The sequence below is a fragment of the Mesorhizobium sp. M0601 genome (assembly GCF_040320845.1).
GTDB lineage: Bacteria > Pseudomonadota > Alphaproteobacteria > Rhizobiales > Rhizobiaceae > Mesorhizobium.
This window is the reverse complement of the sequence record NZ_JAMYQK010000001.1, coordinates 255,444-269,508: the sequence shown is the minus strand read 5'-3', so window position 1 is coordinate 269,508 and position 14,065 is coordinate 255,444. Positions and strand designations below refer to the sequence as shown.

At 64.0% G+C, this 14,065-nt stretch carries 14 protein-coding genes and 1 riboswitch; of the genes, 11 read left to right on the top strand and 3 right to left on the bottom strand.

Translation table 11 applies throughout. The features are described 5' to 3' along the window. Positions 1 to 24: 24 nt before the first annotated feature. The 10 genes from mtnK to dhaL all read left to right on the top strand — a co-directional run bounded on the left by mtnK (position 25) and on the right by dhaL (position 10,721). Positions 25 to 1,296 carry an S-methyl-5-thioribose kinase gene (mtnK, locus tag NKI41_RS01390; RefSeq protein WP_352681008.1) on the top strand — a complete coding sequence of 424 codons (1,272 nt, stop codon included), beginning with the start codon at positions 25 to 27 and terminating at the stop codon, positions 1,294 to 1,296. Further along, on the top strand, positions 1,293 to 2,387 hold the full coding sequence (mtnA, locus tag NKI41_RS01385; RefSeq protein ID WP_352542227.1) for an S-methyl-5-thioribose-1-phosphate isomerase: 1,095 nt from the start codon (positions 1,293 to 1,295) through the stop codon (positions 2,385 to 2,387). The genes mtnK and mtnA overlap by 4 nt, the downstream gene beginning before the upstream one ends. A gap of 180 nt (positions 2,388 to 2,567) precedes the next feature. Then, complete coding sequence (locus tag NKI41_RS01380; protein WP_031211585.1) at positions 2,568 to 3,452, top strand: helix-turn-helix domain-containing protein; 885 nt, start codon at positions 2,568 to 2,570, stop codon at positions 3,450 to 3,452. A gap of 130 nt (positions 3,453 to 3,582) precedes the next feature. Further along, positions 3,583 to 4,242 (top strand): 2Fe-2S iron-sulfur cluster-binding protein, encoded by a 660-nt coding sequence (locus NKI41_RS01375; protein ID WP_352681006.1) that lies wholly within the window; start codon positions 3,583 to 3,585, stop codon positions 4,240 to 4,242. A gap of 3 nt (positions 4,243 to 4,245) precedes the next feature. Further along, a complete protein-coding gene (locus NKI41_RS01370; protein WP_352681004.1) occupies positions 4,246 to 5,232 on the top strand; it encodes an FAD binding domain-containing protein in 987 nt (328 codons plus the stop codon). Between the two features lie 71 nt (positions 5,233 to 5,303). Further along, complete coding sequence (locus tag NKI41_RS01365) at positions 5,304 to 5,774, top strand: nuclear transport factor 2 family protein (protein WP_352472276.1); 471 nt, start codon at positions 5,304 to 5,306, stop codon at positions 5,772 to 5,774. 98 nt (positions 5,775 to 5,872) lie between these two features. After that, complete coding sequence (locus NKI41_RS01360) at positions 5,873 to 8,182, top strand: xanthine dehydrogenase family protein molybdopterin-binding subunit (RefSeq protein WP_352472275.1); 2,310 nt, start codon at positions 5,873 to 5,875, stop codon at positions 8,180 to 8,182. Between the two features lie 116 nt (positions 8,183 to 8,298). Continuing rightward, a riboswitch (FMN riboswitch) is annotated at positions 8,299 to 8,445 on the top strand. A gap of 77 nt (positions 8,446 to 8,522) precedes the next feature. Beyond that, positions 8,523 to 8,996 (top strand): 6,7-dimethyl-8-ribityllumazine synthase, encoded by a 474-nt coding sequence (locus NKI41_RS01355; RefSeq protein ID WP_352681001.1) that lies wholly within the window; start codon positions 8,523 to 8,525, stop codon positions 8,994 to 8,996. A gap of 69 nt (positions 8,997 to 9,065) precedes the next feature. Then, on the top strand, positions 9,066 to 10,073 hold the full coding sequence (locus NKI41_RS01350; protein ID WP_352503003.1) for a dihydroxyacetone kinase subunit DhaK: 1,008 nt from the start codon (positions 9,066 to 9,068) through the stop codon (positions 10,071 to 10,073). 9 nt (positions 10,074 to 10,082) lie between these two features. Beyond that, positions 10,083 to 10,721 carry a dihydroxyacetone kinase subunit DhaL gene (dhaL, locus tag NKI41_RS01345; protein WP_352472272.1) on the top strand — a complete coding sequence of 213 codons (639 nt, stop codon included), beginning with the start codon at positions 10,083 to 10,085 and terminating at the stop codon, positions 10,719 to 10,721. Here dhaL and derI read toward each other — a convergent pair. Genes derI through NKI41_RS01330 form a run of 3 tightly spaced genes read right to left on the bottom strand, consistent with a single transcriptional unit; the run spans position 10,718 to position 12,721 of the window. Then, positions 10,718 to 11,161, bottom strand: a complete 444-nt coding sequence (gene derI / locus NKI41_RS01340) for a D-erythrulose-4-phosphate isomerase (protein ID WP_023676015.1) — start codon at positions 11,159 to 11,161, stop codon at positions 10,718 to 10,720. The two genes, dhaL and derI, sit on opposite strands and share 4 nt — an antisense overlap. Before the next feature lie 26 nt (positions 11,162 to 11,187). Then, the gene (locus NKI41_RS01335) at positions 11,188 to 11,946 is read right to left on the bottom strand and encodes a triose-phosphate isomerase (protein WP_352472271.1); all 759 of its coding nucleotides are present in this window, start codon (positions 11,944 to 11,946) and stop codon (positions 11,188 to 11,190) included. A gap of 10 nt (positions 11,947 to 11,956) precedes the next feature. Beyond that, positions 11,957 to 12,721, bottom strand: coding sequence for a DeoR/GlpR family DNA-binding transcription regulator (locus NKI41_RS01330; RefSeq protein WP_352680999.1), 765 nt, complete (start codon positions 12,719 to 12,721; stop codon positions 11,957 to 11,959). A gap of 255 nt (positions 12,722 to 12,976) precedes the next feature. On the opposite strand from NKI41_RS01330, the gene fba reads away from it, so the two are divergent. After that, positions 12,977 to 14,041 carry a class II fructose-bisphosphate aldolase gene (gene fba / locus NKI41_RS01325; RefSeq protein ID WP_352472270.1) on the top strand — a complete coding sequence of 355 codons (1,065 nt, stop codon included), beginning with the start codon at positions 12,977 to 12,979 and terminating at the stop codon, positions 14,039 to 14,041. Positions 14,042 to 14,065: the final 24 nt, after the last annotated feature.

Sequence of the window (14,065 nt, the reverse complement as noted above, 5' to 3'; positions counted from 1 at the left end):
GGAGCACATGAGCGGGAGGTGAGGATGACTGGGAAATCGCCGTTCGAAGCACTGTCGGTCGAGACACTGGCGGGCCGTCTCGGTGCCAACGAGGCCCTGTGTTCGCAGATCGGCAAGGATACGAGCCAGTGGAAGGTTCGTGAAGTCGGCGACGGCAATCTGAACCTGGTGTTCACCGTCGAGGGTGCTGAGGGTGCGGCCGTCGTCAAGCAGGCCCTGCCCTACGTCCGGCTGGTCGGCGACAGCTGGCCGCTGCCGCTAAAACGCTCCTTCTTCGAATACCATGCGCTGACGCGGCAACAGGCGCGGGCGCCGGGTTCGGTGCCCGATATCTATCACTTCGACGAAGGCCAGGCGCTGATCATCATGGAGTATCTGTCGCCGCACATTATCCTGCGGCGGGCGCTGATCGAAGGCCGGCAATTGCCCAACATCGCGACAGACATCGGCTTGTTCATGGCCCGCACGTTGTTTCGCGGCTCCGACCTGCATATGGCGACCAAGGACCGCAAGGCCGATCTGGCGCTGTTCGCCGACAATGTCGAACTCTGCGACATCACCGAGAACCTGGTTTTCTCGGATCCGTATTTCGATGCCAAGATGAACCGGCACACCAGCCCGCAGCTCGACGGCATTGTCGCCGAGCTGCGCGCCGACCGCGACCTCAAGGTCGAGGCGCAGCGCATGAAGCACATCTTCGCTGCCAATGCCGAGACGCTGCTGCATGGCGACCTGCATTCCGGCTCGATCATGGTCACCGACACCGAAACGAGGATGATCGACCCCGAATTCGCCTTCTACGGGCCGATCGCCTTCGACGTCGGCATGCTGCTCGCCAATTTCTGGATGGCGTTCTTCTCGCAGCGTGGCCATGAACAGGACGGAAGCCGCGACGCCATGCGTGGCTATCTGCTCGGCGTTACGGTCGAGACATGGTCGGTGTTTCGCGCCGAGTTCTCGCATCTGTGGCGAACCGGGCGTACTGGCATGCTCTACCAGAAGAGCCTGTTCGAAGATCAGGGCGACAGGCTTGGCGCCGAGCAGGCGCTCGACCACATGCTGCAGTCGATCTGGACCGATCTGCTCGGCTTCGCCGGCGTCGAGGTTCACCGGCGAATTCTCGGCCTTGCCCACAATGCCGATTTCGAGACCATTGCCGATCCGGATCTGCGCGCCAGATGTGAGGCAAAGGCGCTGAAATTCGGCCGTCACCTCGCCGTCAACCGGCGCCAGATCCACAGCATCGACGAGGTCAACCGGTTGGCCGCGCTGATCGAACGGGAGAGCAGGATTTGAACGTCGGCGACCGCCACTACCGCACCATCTGGCCGAGTGACGACGGGCGTTCGGTGGAGATCATCGACCAGCGCTGGCTGCCGCATGATTTCCGCATCGAAAAGATCGATACCGTCGCCGGCATCGCCACGGCAATCCGCGACATGTGGGTGCGCGGGGCGCCGCTGATCGGCGTCACCGCGGCCTATGGCGTCGCCATGCAGATGGCCGACGATCCGTCGGATGCAGCACTCGACGCCGTCTGGGCAACCTTGCACGAAACGCGCCCGACGGCGATCAATTTGCGCTGGGCGCTGAACGAAATGCAGCGCTTCCTGCTGACGCTTCCGCTGGCAGAACGTGCCGCGGCTGCCTATCGGCGTGCCGGCGAGATCGCCGACGAGGATGTCGGCCTCAACCGCGCCATCGGCGCCCATGGGCTCGAAATCATCAAGGCGATCGCGGCGCGCAAGCAGCCGGGCGAACCAGTCAATATCCTGACCCACTGCAATGCCGGCTGGCTGGCCACCGTCGACTACGGCACCGCCACCGCGCCGATCTATCTGGCGACGGAAGCCGGTATTCCAGTCCATGTCTATGTCGACGAAACGCGACCCCGCAACCAGGGTGCCCAATTGACCGCCTGGGAGATGGCCGGCCACGGCGTGCCGCATACGCTCATCGTCGACAACGCCGGCGGCCATCTGATGCAGCGCGGCCAGATCGACATGGTCGTCGTCGGCACCGACAGGACCACCGCCGACGGCGATGTGTGCAACAAGATCGGTACCTATCTCAAGGCACTGGCCGCCGCCGACAACGACGTGCCGTTCTATGTCGCGCTGCCGTCGCCGACGATCGACTGGACCGTGGGCGACGGGCTGGCCGACATCCCGATCGAACAGCGCTCGCCCGACGAGGTCTCACTGGTCTGGGGCAAGACCGCTTCCGGCGAGATCGCCCAGGTCCGCGTATCCCCGGAAGCCACGCCGGCGGCCAATCCGGCCTTCGACGTGACGCCGGCGCGGCTGGTCACCGGCTTGATCACCGAACGCGGTGTCGCTACGGCCTCGCGCGAAGGTCTGAGGGCGATGTTTCCCGAGCGCGGATGATCCGCTTTTCCGGGAGGGCGCTCCGGATTTGCCTGATCTCACGATTTCTTGAACACGGCACGGTTAAAAACGCCCGTTGCCTGTCCCACATGGACGGCCGTATGCGTAGCGGCGGGGCGGCGCCCAACGCTCGAAGCCGGGCTGCCCACGGCTCGGCGAGTGAACCAGCGGGATACCGCGATGTCATTCAGACCGTTGCTTGGTGACGGACGGGTTCGGAGCCAGGACGAGAAGTCGGAGCCCCTGCAAACCGCGTCATGGGTCAGCTCCTCGATCGTCTTCGACAACCGGCGGTGGGCGTGCCGGGAGGCGGAGCTCCGCTGGACAGCCCCTCATCATCTGATCGTGCTGACCGAAGAAGGCGGCACGTCCCATACATCCATCCGGCACGAGGCACGATCCCTTTACGACGGAATGGACCGTCCCGGAGCCCTCACCTTCGTCCCGGCAGGCGCGGAACGACAGGGCTTCTATCGCGATGTAAACCTCTCCTATTCAGCCCTGTGGATCGATCCCGATATCGGGCTTCCCGGATGCGAACGCCTGAGGAACCTGCCTATACTGGTAAACAAGAAAGACGCGGTCGTCGCCACGCTCTTGAGTTCGCTTCGTGACGAGATGGCACTCGGCCACAAGCCAGACACTGCCTATGTCGAGCATCTGGTCGCCCTCGTCAGTCTCCGCGTGGCCAACCTGAGCCGGGAGCAACCGCGGTTTGTACGTCACGGCTGTCTCAGCCGCCGGGCACTTGGTCGCGTTCGGGATTACATCGATGCGCATATGAATTCCGACATTTCGCTAAGTGAGCTGGCAGCCGCCGCGGGCATGGCCGTCGACAGTTTTGCGCGTCGCTTCAAGGCGACGACCGGCCTTGCACCCTACGCCTATGTGATCGAGGAACGGGTGCGGCGAGCGGAGGCGCTACTGCGCGAAACGGGTTTGTCGATCGGTGTCATTGCCTTTCGGCTCGGCTTCTCAAGCCAGAGCCACTTCACCACGACCTTCCGACGTCTGAGGGGCATGACGCCTCGTGCCTATCGGGTGAATTCTTCTCCAGAATCCTGATAGTGCCGCCGGTTTCTTGAAAGAAAGCCGCCGCCCGCACTCCCACCTCCAGTGTCGTTGGGTGACAGAACCCGAGGGTTCGCTCGGGTCAAGTTGCCGTCTGCGCCTCATTGCGGCTGGGAGATCATGCATGGCCAAAACGGACAACAGGAGCGGGCCGACGCGTCGGATGGTATTGGAAGGCGGTGTTGCGACCGGGGTGCTGCTGGCTACCGGACTACCGGTTGACGCCGAGCCGGCCGAGACCGTCACGGCGGCTGCATCGTCCTCGCCGCTACCGACGATGACGATGTCGTTACGGATCAACGCGAAGGATCTTGCCGTCGAGCTCGACCCGCGGACGACGCTGCTCGACGCGCTGCGCAACCATGTCGGCCTCACCGGCTCGAAGAAGGGCTGCGACCACGGCCAGTGCGGCGCATGCACGGTGCTCGTCGATGGGCGCCGGATCAATTCCTGCCTGACGCTTGCCGCAATGCATGAAGGCGACGAGATCACCACGGTCGAGGGCCTTGCCGAGGGTGACCGGCTGCATCCGGTCCAGGCCGCCTTCGTCGCCCGCGACGGTTTCCAGTGCGGCTACTGTACGCCAGGCCAGATCTGCTCGGCGGTTGGCATGCTGGGCGAGGCGCGGGCCGGCTGGCCAAGCCATGCGAGCGCCGACGTGGCAGCGGCTTCCGTCGCTCTCACCGATGCCGAGATCCGCGAGCGGATGAGCGGCAACATCTGCCGTTGCGCCGCCTATCCGAACATTGTCGCTGCAATCCGCGACGCGGCAGAGGAGGCATGAGCAATGCAGTCCTTCACTTATGAACGTGCGGCGAGTGCTGAGCAGGCGGCGGCCGCGGTTGCGGCCCGGCCGGACGCCAAGTTCATCAGCGGCGGCACCAACCTGCTCGACCTGATGAAGCTCGAGATCGAGCGCCCAGCGCATCTCGTCGACATCAGCCGGCTGCCGCTTGATCGGATCGAGGAGACGGCGGAAGGCGGACTTCGGATCGGTGCCCAGGTCCGCAATAGCGATCTTGCCGCCGACCCGCGGGTAAGGTCGCGCTATCCGATGCTCACGCAAGCGCTGCTGGCGGGAGCGTCCGGACAGATACGCAACAAGGCCTCGACCAGCGGCAATCTCCTGCAGCGCACGCGCTGTCCCTATTTCTACGACCGCAACATGCCCTGCAACAAGCGCCAGCCGGGTTCGGGCTGCGCGGCACTTCAGGGCTTCAATCGCATGCACGCCGTACTCGGCGCGAGCGAAGCCTGCATTGCGGTCCATCCCTCCGACATGGCGGTCGCCATGTCCGGGCTCGACGCCAGGATTGAGACCGTCTCGCCCGGCGGCGAGACCCGCACGATCCCGATCGGCGATTTCCATCGGTTGCCCGAGGCGACGCCCCAGGTGGAGACCGTGCTCGGCCACGGCGAAATAGTCGTCGCGGTTGCCCTGCCGCCGCCGCCACCCGGCCGACAGGTTTACCGCAAGGTGCGCGACCGTGCTTCCTACGCCTTCGCGCTGGTGTCGGTGGCAGCAATCGTCGAGAAAAGCGGCGACCGTATCCGAAGCACTCGGATCGCCATGGGCGGCGTGGCAGCCAAGCCATGGCGCGCGACGGAGGCGGAGCGGACGCTCGCAGGAGCGGCGGCATCCGACGGCGCCTTTAGCGACGCCGCCGAAGCCGCGCTCGCCGGAGCCGTCGGGCATGGCGGCAATGATTTCAAGATCCCGCTGGCGAAACGGACGATGCGGCACACGCTCGCTGCTGCCGCCGAGAGTGCATGAGGTGATGCGATGACAGAGACGACGACCCCGAATCGCGGTTCCCAGATGCAGGCGCCGAGCAGGAGATCGATATGAAACTCACGCGACGCGCCGTTGCCGCCGCGGGTGGCGGCCTTCTCGTCTCTGCCGCCACAGCCTGGGGCGCCACATCCGATCCGGGAGCTCGTCACGGGCTCGAGGCCGCCGTAGACGCCTTCTTTGCCGGCTGGGCCTCTGGCGACTGGACGGCATTCCTTGACTGTTGCGATGAGACGATGACCTTCCAATTCCCTGTCGGCGAGCAACGAGGCCGACACGGACCGCCAGAGGGCAAACGGGCACTCGCAGCCTGGACCGCCGCGCACCAAGCGCTGGGGAACAGGATCACCAAATCGACCGTCGATCTCAAGCTCTTCGCCGCCGACTGGGTCATCGTCTGCGATCGCGGGAGCGGGACAATCGGTGGCGCGCCCTACACTGGCCTGCATGCGATCTTCATGCGAGCCGGCCCAACAGGGAGGCTGGTCGAGTTTCGCGAGTATTTCGGCGAGATCGCCGCGTGAGCTCCGGCCGCCGCGCGACGAACATAAAGGTGCGAGGAAGCGGCGTCGTCGCGGCCTCGATGTTTCCGAACTCCAGATGAAAAATCTTTAGGTGACTTATGAACGAGACCATACCCGGACTGCCCGGCTCCGCCACCCATTCAAGGGTGAAACCTCGTGCCGATGCTGGCATCATCGGGCGGCCGATCGACCGCATCGACGGTCCGCTCAAAGTGACGGGCGGCGCCACATACGCTTACGAGAATAAGCTGGATGGTACAGCCTATGGCTACATTCTCGGCGCCTCCGTCGCCAAGGGCCGCATCGCCGAGATCGACACGACCGAAGCCGAACGGGCGCCGGCAGTGTTGCTCGTCATGACGCACCGGAATGCGCCGGCCCAGCCGGATTTCGGCCCAACGGTCACGCCAACGGTGCCGGAGGTCTTCACGCGCCCCCGGCCCGCGCTCAACAGCGATCGGGTACGGTATTACGACGAGCCGGTCGCGCTGGTCGTTGCGGAGACGTTCGAGGCTGCACGCGCTGCTGCGGGCCTCATCAGAGTACGCTACGACGAGGAGCCAGGCCTCTACGATCTACCGGGACATATCGCCGACGCCTACGCGCCAAGGCGGACCAATGCCGGCTTCGAGACCGACAGCGTGGTCGGCGACTTCGAGCGCGCCTTTGCGACGGCGCCGATCAAGATCGATTCCACTTACGGGACCCCCTTCGAACATCACAATCCGATGGAGCCGCATGCGACGCATGCTGCCTGGTCAGGCAACGAGCTGACGATCCGTACATCGGCGCAGACCCTCGCGAACTTCCGGGCCGGGGTCGCCAGCACGCTTCGCATCCCGCTCGAGCGAGTGCGCATCGTCAGCCCCTTCATCGGCGGAGGCTTCGGCTCCAAGCTGATTGCCCATGCCGACACGATCCTGGCCGCACTTGCAGCGCAGGTGCTGCAGCGCCCCGTGAAGATCGCGCTGACGCGACAACAGATGTTCGCCAATGCCGGTCATCGCGCAGAGATGGTCCAACAGGTACGTCTCGGCGCGGACACTGACGGGCGGCTCACCGGGATCGCGCACGATGTCTGGTCGGCAACGTCCAGCTTCGAGGAGTACTGCGAACAAACGGCAGTTTTTGCGCGCTCGCTCTACGCGGCGCCGAACCGTCTCACCCGCCATCGCCTGGTTCCGCTGGACATCAACCGCGGCGAATGGATGCGCTCGCCCGGCGAAGCGCCCGGCATGCTGGCTTTCGAATGCGCCATGGATGAGCTCGCCGAGCGCGCCGGTCTGGACCCGATCGAACTCAGGATCCGCAACGAACCGGCACAGGATCCCGAGCGCGGCGTGCCGTTCTCCACCCGCAATCTCGTCGCCTGCATGGAGGAAGGCGCCCGCCGTTTCGGCTGGGAGCGGAGAAACCCGACACCGGGCCGAACTCGGGAGGGCCGCAAGCTTATCGGCCACGGCATGGCGGCGGCGATCCGTCCGAACTATATCGGCGCGGCGACGGCGCGGGTTGCGATCGACCGGGACGGTCGGGTGACGGCGCGGCTCGACATGACCGATATTGGGACCGGCACCTATACGATCCTGACTCAGATTGCCGCCGAGAGCCTCGGCCTGCCGATCTCGTCCGTCAAGGTGGAGCTCGGCGACAGCCGCTTCCCGCGTACCGCCGGCTCCGGCGGATCCTGGGGCGCAGCAAGCGCGGGTTCGGCCTTGCATGATGCGTGCAACATCCTCAAGAAACAGATCCTGGAGGCGGCGCAGTCGAACGAAGCCTCGCCGTTGCGCGGCGCGAACGCCACCGAGGCAAGCTTTGCCGACGGCGAGGTCAGGGTCGGCCAGCGATCGGCGAGCCTGGCCGATCTTATCCGAGGGATCTCTCCCGACGGGCTCGAAGCCGAAGGCTCCGTAGCCGCGGGCGCCACCACCCAGTCATACAAGACCTATTCGCAGCATTCCTATGGCGCGCATTTCGCAGAGGTCGCTGTCGATTGCGATACCGGTGAAATCCGCATGCGCCGGATGCTGGCTGTGATCGGCGCGGGCCGTATCCTCAACGCCAAGACCGCGCGCTCGCAAATCATCGGCGGCATGACCTGGGGGATCGGTGCAGCGCTGATGGAGCAGACGGTGCTCGACCCGCGCTACGGCCACTTCGTCAATCACGATCTTGCCGAGTATCATGTGCCGGTCAATGGCGATGTCCCCGATATGGAGGTCGCCTTCCTCGAGGAAGACGACGACAAGGCCAACCCGCTTGGCGCAAAGGGTCTCGGCGAGCTCGGCGTGTGCGGTGCGGGGGCTGCTGTCGCCAACGCCGTTTACAACGCGGCCGGCGTGCGAGTGCGTGAATTTCCCATCACCTTGGACAAGGTGCTGCCTGCCTTACCTGTGATCGCCATTTGACGCTCTCCTCCCTCGCCCTCAACGGTGACCAGGTCGAAACGGATCGCTATTTCTGCGCCATCGATGACGATGCCGGTGGTTGACAGCGCTTTCCGGTCCTTCCATACAAACGCCGTCAATGTTCTCAGGGCGGGGCGAAAGTCCCCACCGGCGGTAAGGGTCTCGGCCCAAGCCCGCGAGCGCTTTCCGGTTAGCCGGAGGGGTCAGCAGATCCGGTGTGATTCCGGAGCCGACGGTCACAGTCCGGATGGAAGAGAACGAAATGGAAGACGGTCCGCTTTCGCGGTTCGGACTCCATATCGTGCGTCCTGATTCTGGTTCGAAACGGAAGGATGGACCCATGAATCAGCATTCCCACAACGACTATGAAACGATCCGCGTTGCCGTCATTCGCGCGCGTTGGCATGCCGATATCGTCGACCAATGCGTTGAAGCATTCGAGGCGGAACTGGCGGTTCTCGGAGAGAAACGCGTTGCCGTCGATGTCTTCGATGTGCCTGGCGCTTATGAGATTCCCCTGCATGCAAAGACGCTTGCCGTGACCGGCCGCTATGCCGCTATCCTCGGCGCCGCGTTCGTCGTCAATGGCGGCATCTACCGGCACGAGTTTGTTGCAAGCGCGGTCATCGACGGCATGATGAATGTGCAATTGTCGACTGGCGTGCCGGTGCTTTCGGCGGTGCTGACGCCGCACAACTACCATGACAGCGCGGACCATCACCGCTTCTTCTTCGAGCATTTCAAGGTCAAGGGCAAAGAGGCGGCCAGTGCCTGCGTGCGACTGCTGGCGGCACGCGAACACATCGCGGCGTGAAACCTCCACCGCCGGGTGGAAATCCCGGTAAGGCGCTGTAGTATCTCACGAAAACCAGGGAGGATGCCGGTGCAGACCAAGAAGATCATCAATGACGGTAACCGCTCCGTCGACGAGATGCTGGAGGGCATCCTGGCCGCGCATCCGCGCCATCTCAGAAGCGCGGACGGCAGTCCGCGCGCCATTATCGCCCGCGACGGACCGCGCCCAGGCAAGGTCGGTCTCGTCATCGGTGGCGGCTCGGGCCACGAGCCGACCTTCCTCGGCTTCGTCGGCAAGGGGCTGGCCGACGCCGCCGCGATCGGCAATGTCTTCGCCTCGCCGCCGCCGGACCCGATCCTCGAATGCGCCAAGGCGGCCAGCGGTGGCGCCGGCGTGCTGTTCATGTACGGCAACTATGCCGGCGACGTGATGAACTTCGACATGGCCGCCGAAATGGCGGCAATGGACGACATCGAGGTGCGCACCGTGCTGACCACCGACGATGTCGCCTCGGCGCCGCGCGACCAGAGGCAGAAGCGGCGCGGCGTCGCCGGCAATTTCTTCATCTTCAAGGCCGCCGGTGCCGCATGCGACCAGATGCTGTCATTCGATGAATGCGAGCGTATCGCCAGGAAGGCCAACGATCACACCTTCACCATGGGCGTGGCGCTGTCGCCCTGCTCGCTGCCGCAGACCCGCCGGCCCAATTTCGAGATCGGACCGGACGAGATGGAGATCGGCATGGGCATCCATGGCGAGCCAGGCATCGCGCGCGGAAAGTTGAAAACGGCCGACGAGATCACCGACGAAATGCTGGACAAGGTCCTCGACGAGATGGCGCCGGCGCGCGGCGATAAGGTCGCCGTTCTGGTCAATTCGCTCGGCTCAACGCCGTTGATGGAGCTCTACATCATGAACCGACGCGTCAAGCAGAGGCTGGATGACGTCGGTATTTCCGTCCACGCGACCTGGGTCGGCAATTACTGCACCTCGCTCGAAATGGCCGGCGCCTCGGTGACGCTGATGCATCTCGACGGCGAGTTGCAGGCGATGCTCGACCATCCTTGCGACGGCGCCATGTTCCGCGCCGGCTGAGAAAGCATCATGACCTCGATCGATTCAGTCGGCTTGAAAAGAATGTTCGATGAGATCGCGGCGGCGATCGACGCCGACAAGGACAGGCTCTGCCAACTCGACGGCGTCATCGGCGACGCCGACCATGGCATCGCCATGGCACTAGGCTTCACAGCTGCGCGCGATGCACTAGCGCAACTCGACCTCGCGGCGACCGAGCCGACGGCGCTGCTCAACACTGCGGCGAAATCCTTCCTCAACGCGGTCGGCGCCTCGTCAGGCCCGCTCTATGCAACCGCCTTCATGCGCGGTGCCGCCGCCGTCAAAGGCAAGGCAATTCTGGAGGACGCTGACACCATCGCCATGCTCCGGGCGATGGCGCAAGGCATCCAGGATCGCGGCAAGGCCGAGCTCGGCGAAAAGACCATGGTCGACGCCTGGCTGCCGGCTGCGCAAGCAGCGGGTGCCGCGCAGGAAGCCGGCAAGAGCCTGTCCGAGAGCCTGGAGGCTGCACTTGCAGCGGCCGAACGAGGTGCCGAGGCGACCAAGGACATGATCGCCGCCAAGGGCCGCTCATCGCGGCTCGGCGAGCGCTCGCTCGGGCATATGGACCCCGGCGCCGCATCGGCCGTGACGATTATCAGAGCGATGTGGAACAGTCTGGCTTAACCCCGCTTCGCCGCGTCGAGCCTGTCGATCGCCTGGACATTGCCGGCCGACGGTCCCTTCTCATCGAATTCCGATGCAAGCCATGCATCGACGATCGACTTGGCCAGTTCCGGGCCGATGACGCGGGCGCCCATGGTGATGATCTGGGCGTTGTTGGATTTTGCCGCGCGCTCGGCCGAATAGGTGTCGTGGGTGAGTGCGGCGCGAATGCCGGGCACCTTGTTGGCGGATATGGATACGCCGATGCCGGTGCCGCAAAACAGGATGCCGCGATCGTTTTCGCCGTCCAGGATGGTCTGCGCGAGCTTCTGTGACAGGTCGGCATAGTAGCCCGACTGGCTGAGGTCGCTAACCGTGAGGCCAGGCTTGGTAGCGAGGTGAGCGGCAATGACGTCGAGCAGCGGCTTGCCGGCGCTATCAGCTCCAATGGCAATTTTCATGTTCCGTTTCCTTCCTGTTTGGTGATTCAGATCGCCGCCGAGGCGCGCTTGAGGATGTCGATATAGCCGTCCGCCTGCCAGGCCGAGCGGCCGATGAACAAGCCGTCGATGTTGGGCTGGCCGACCAGTTCGGCGGCATTTTGCGGATTGACGCTGCCGCCATAAAGCACCGGCGGCACCACCGGCAGCAGGTCGCGTGCGATTTTCTTGATTAGCGCCTGCTGCCTGTCGGCATAGTCCGAACTGGCCGGCACGCCCTTGTCGCCGATCGCCCAGACGGGCTCATAGGCAAACAGGATCGTCGCCGCCTTCGCCGCGCCTTCGAGAAACTGCAGCGCGCCGTGCACCTGCAAGGCCAGCACCGCAGCGGCCTGCCCGCTGTCGCGTTGAGCCAGGGTCTCGCCGACGCAGATGAGTGGCACGAGACCGTGCTTCACCGCCGCCGCAGTCTTCAGACCGACGGCGTTGTCGGTCTCGCCGAAATGCTCGCGCCGTTCGCTGTGGCCGAGCTCGACCATGTCGAGGCCGCAGTCTTTCAGCATGACCGGCGAGATCTCGCCGGTCCAGGCGCCGGCGTCGGCCCAATGCATGTTCTGCGCGCCGACCTTGATGCGCGTCGGCGACAGCGCTTTCTTGACCTCGCGGATCGCCGTGAAGGGCGGGATGACGAAAGGCTGGATGCGCTCGTCGAAACCGGGGACGAACTCCGCCAGCGCCTCGGCGAAAGCCATCGCCTCGGCGAGCGTCTTGTTCATTTTCCAGCTGGTGCCGACCCAATAAACCATACGTGCCCTCCTATTCTGCGATCACTGTCAGCGAAACGCCGGCACCATCCAGCGCGGCGCGCATCTGCGGCTGCGGCTCGCGGCCGGTGAAGACCGTGTCAAAGGCCTTGAGATCTGTCAGGAAGTGCAAGGCAGTGCGGCCGAATTTCCCATGATCGACCAGCAGATATTTGCGCGCTGCTGCGGCCATCATCAGCCGTTTGATCTGGACCACTTCCTGATCCTGGTGAAAGGCAGAGGCACCATGGATGGCCGATGACGACAGGAACGCGACATCGGCGCGCAATGATTTCAGCGTGTCCTCGGCGAGCAGGCCGAAGAAGCCGTGAAACTTCTTGTTGTATTGGCCGCCGAGCGCAATCAGGTTGATGCCGGCAACGCCCGCCAAATCCTGGATGACGGCCAGATTGTTCGAGATCACCGTCAGCGGACGCAGATCGGCAAGATGCCGAGCAACGCCGCCCGCGGTTGAGCCATCGTCGATGATCACCGTCTGACCCGGTTCGATCATCGTCACGGCAGCGGCGGCGATGCGCTTCTTCTCGTCGCCGGCCAGCCGCTGGCGGTAGCGGAAATCGCTCTCGAAAAGGCTGCTCGGCTGGATCGAGGCGCCGCCGCGCACCTTGCGCAGGAAGCCGCTTTCCTCGAGCTCGTCGAGGTCGCGGTGGACAGTCATCTTTGACACGCCGAAGCGTGAGGCAAGATCGTCGACACTGGCGGTGCCGATGTCCATCAGAAAATCCATGATGCCTTGCCGGCGGCCGTCGCTCTTCATTTCCGCGGCATCCTTGTGCAATCCGGTTCCGAGATATAACAGCAAACGTCGCACAAGCCACCAAATTTTTGTGATAATGTTATATCTCTTTGGGATATCATGACGCTTCTGGTCGCGTCCTGTAACAAGAATTGCTGCCGGCCGAGCGCCCAGCGGTTGCGGTGCCGCGGAAATCCGGCCAGAAGCATCAGGGGCTCGTCGACAACCGAACGGCCCGCAAACACTGGCTCGAAACCGGATACGGGAGACTACTGAGTGGCTCGCATCACACTGAGACAATTGCTCGATCATGCCGCCGAATACGGCTATGGCGTGCCTGCCTTCAACATGAACAATATGGAACAGGGCCTCGCCATCATGGAGGCAGCCGAGGAGACCAAATCGCCGGTTATCCTGCAGGCGAGCCGCGGCGCGCGAGCCTACGCCAATGATGTGGTGCTGGCCAAGCTGATCGACGCGCTGGTCGAAATCCATCCCGATATCCCGGTCTGCATGCATCTCGACCATGGCAACAACGAAGCGACCTGCGTCACCGCGATCCAGCACGGCTTCACTTCGGTGATGATGGACGGATCGCTGAAGGAAGACGGCAAGACGCCGGCCGACTACGCCTATAATTCCGGCATCACCCACCGCGTCGTCGACATGGCGCATTGGGGCGGCGTCTCGGTGGAAGGCGAGATCGGCGTTCTCGGATCGCTGGAGATGGGCGGCGGCGAGCAGGAGGACGGCCATGGCGTCGAGGGCGTCATCAGCCACGACCAGCTGCTGACCGATCCCGTGCAGGCCGAACAGTTCGTGCGCGACACCCGTGTCGATGCGCTGGCAGTCGCCATGGGCACCAGCCACGGCGCCTACAAGTTCAGCCGCAAGCCGGACGGCGCTGTACTGGCCATGAACGTCATCGAGGAAATCCACCGCCGTCTGCCGAGTATGCATCTCGTCATGCACGGCTCGTCCTCGGTGCCGGAGGAGTTGCAGGAGATCATCAACAAATATGGCGGCCAGATGAAGCCGACATGGGGCGTGCCGGTCGAAGAGATCCAGCGCGGCATCAAGCACGGGGTGCGCAAGATCAATATCGATACCGACAACCGCATGGCGCTGACCGGCGCAATCCGCAAGGTGCTGACCGAGAACCCGAGCGAATTCGATCCGCGCAAATATCTGACGCCGGCAATGGCCGCGATGCGGAAGCTGTGCAAGGAGCGCTTCGAGCAATTCGGCACCGCCGGCAACGCACCGAAGATCAAGCCGCTGCCGCTGTCGGAAATGGCCAAGCGCTACAAGTCCGGAAGCCTCGATCCGAAATTTGGCTGACGTATTCCGGCTCTGAGCAGGAGC

Excerpts from the sequence above, each read along its gene's own strand:
- mtnK (WP_352681008.1), top strand. The coding sequence starts at position 25 with ATGACTGGGAAATCGCCGTTCGAAGCACTGTCGGTCGAGACACTGGCG.
- NKI41_RS01380 (WP_031211585.1), top strand. The coding sequence starts at position 2,568 with ATGTCATTCAGACCGTTGCTTGGTGACGGACGGGTTCGGAGCCAGGAC.
- NKI41_RS01375 (WP_352681006.1), top strand. The coding sequence starts at position 3,583 with ATGGCCAAAACGGACAACAGGAGCGGGCCGACGCGTCGGATGGTATTG.
- NKI41_RS01370 (WP_352681004.1), top strand. The coding sequence starts at position 4,246 with ATGCAGTCCTTCACTTATGAACGTGCGGCGAGTGCTGAGCAGGCGGCG.
- NKI41_RS01365 (WP_352472276.1), top strand. The coding sequence starts at position 5,304 with ATGAAACTCACGCGACGCGCCGTTGCCGCCGCGGGTGGCGGCCTTCTC.
- NKI41_RS01360 (WP_352472275.1), top strand. The coding sequence starts at position 5,873 with ATGAACGAGACCATACCCGGACTGCCCGGCTCCGCCACCCATTCAAGG.
- NKI41_RS01355 (WP_352681001.1), top strand. The coding sequence starts at position 8,523 with ATGAATCAGCATTCCCACAACGACTATGAAACGATCCGCGTTGCCGTC.
- dhaL (WP_352472272.1), top strand. The coding sequence starts at position 10,083 with ATGACCTCGATCGATTCAGTCGGCTTGAAAAGAATGTTCGATGAGATC.
- derI (WP_023676015.1), bottom strand. The coding sequence starts at position 11,161 with ATGAAAATTGCCATTGGAGCTGATAGCGCCGGCAAGCCGCTGCTCGAC.
- NKI41_RS01335 (WP_352472271.1), bottom strand. The coding sequence starts at position 11,946 with ATGGTTTATTGGGTCGGCACCAGCTGGAAAATGAACAAGACGCTCGCC.
- NKI41_RS01330 (WP_352680999.1), bottom strand. The coding sequence starts at position 12,721 with ATGAAGAGCGACGGCCGCCGGCAAGGCATCATGGATTTTCTGATGGAC.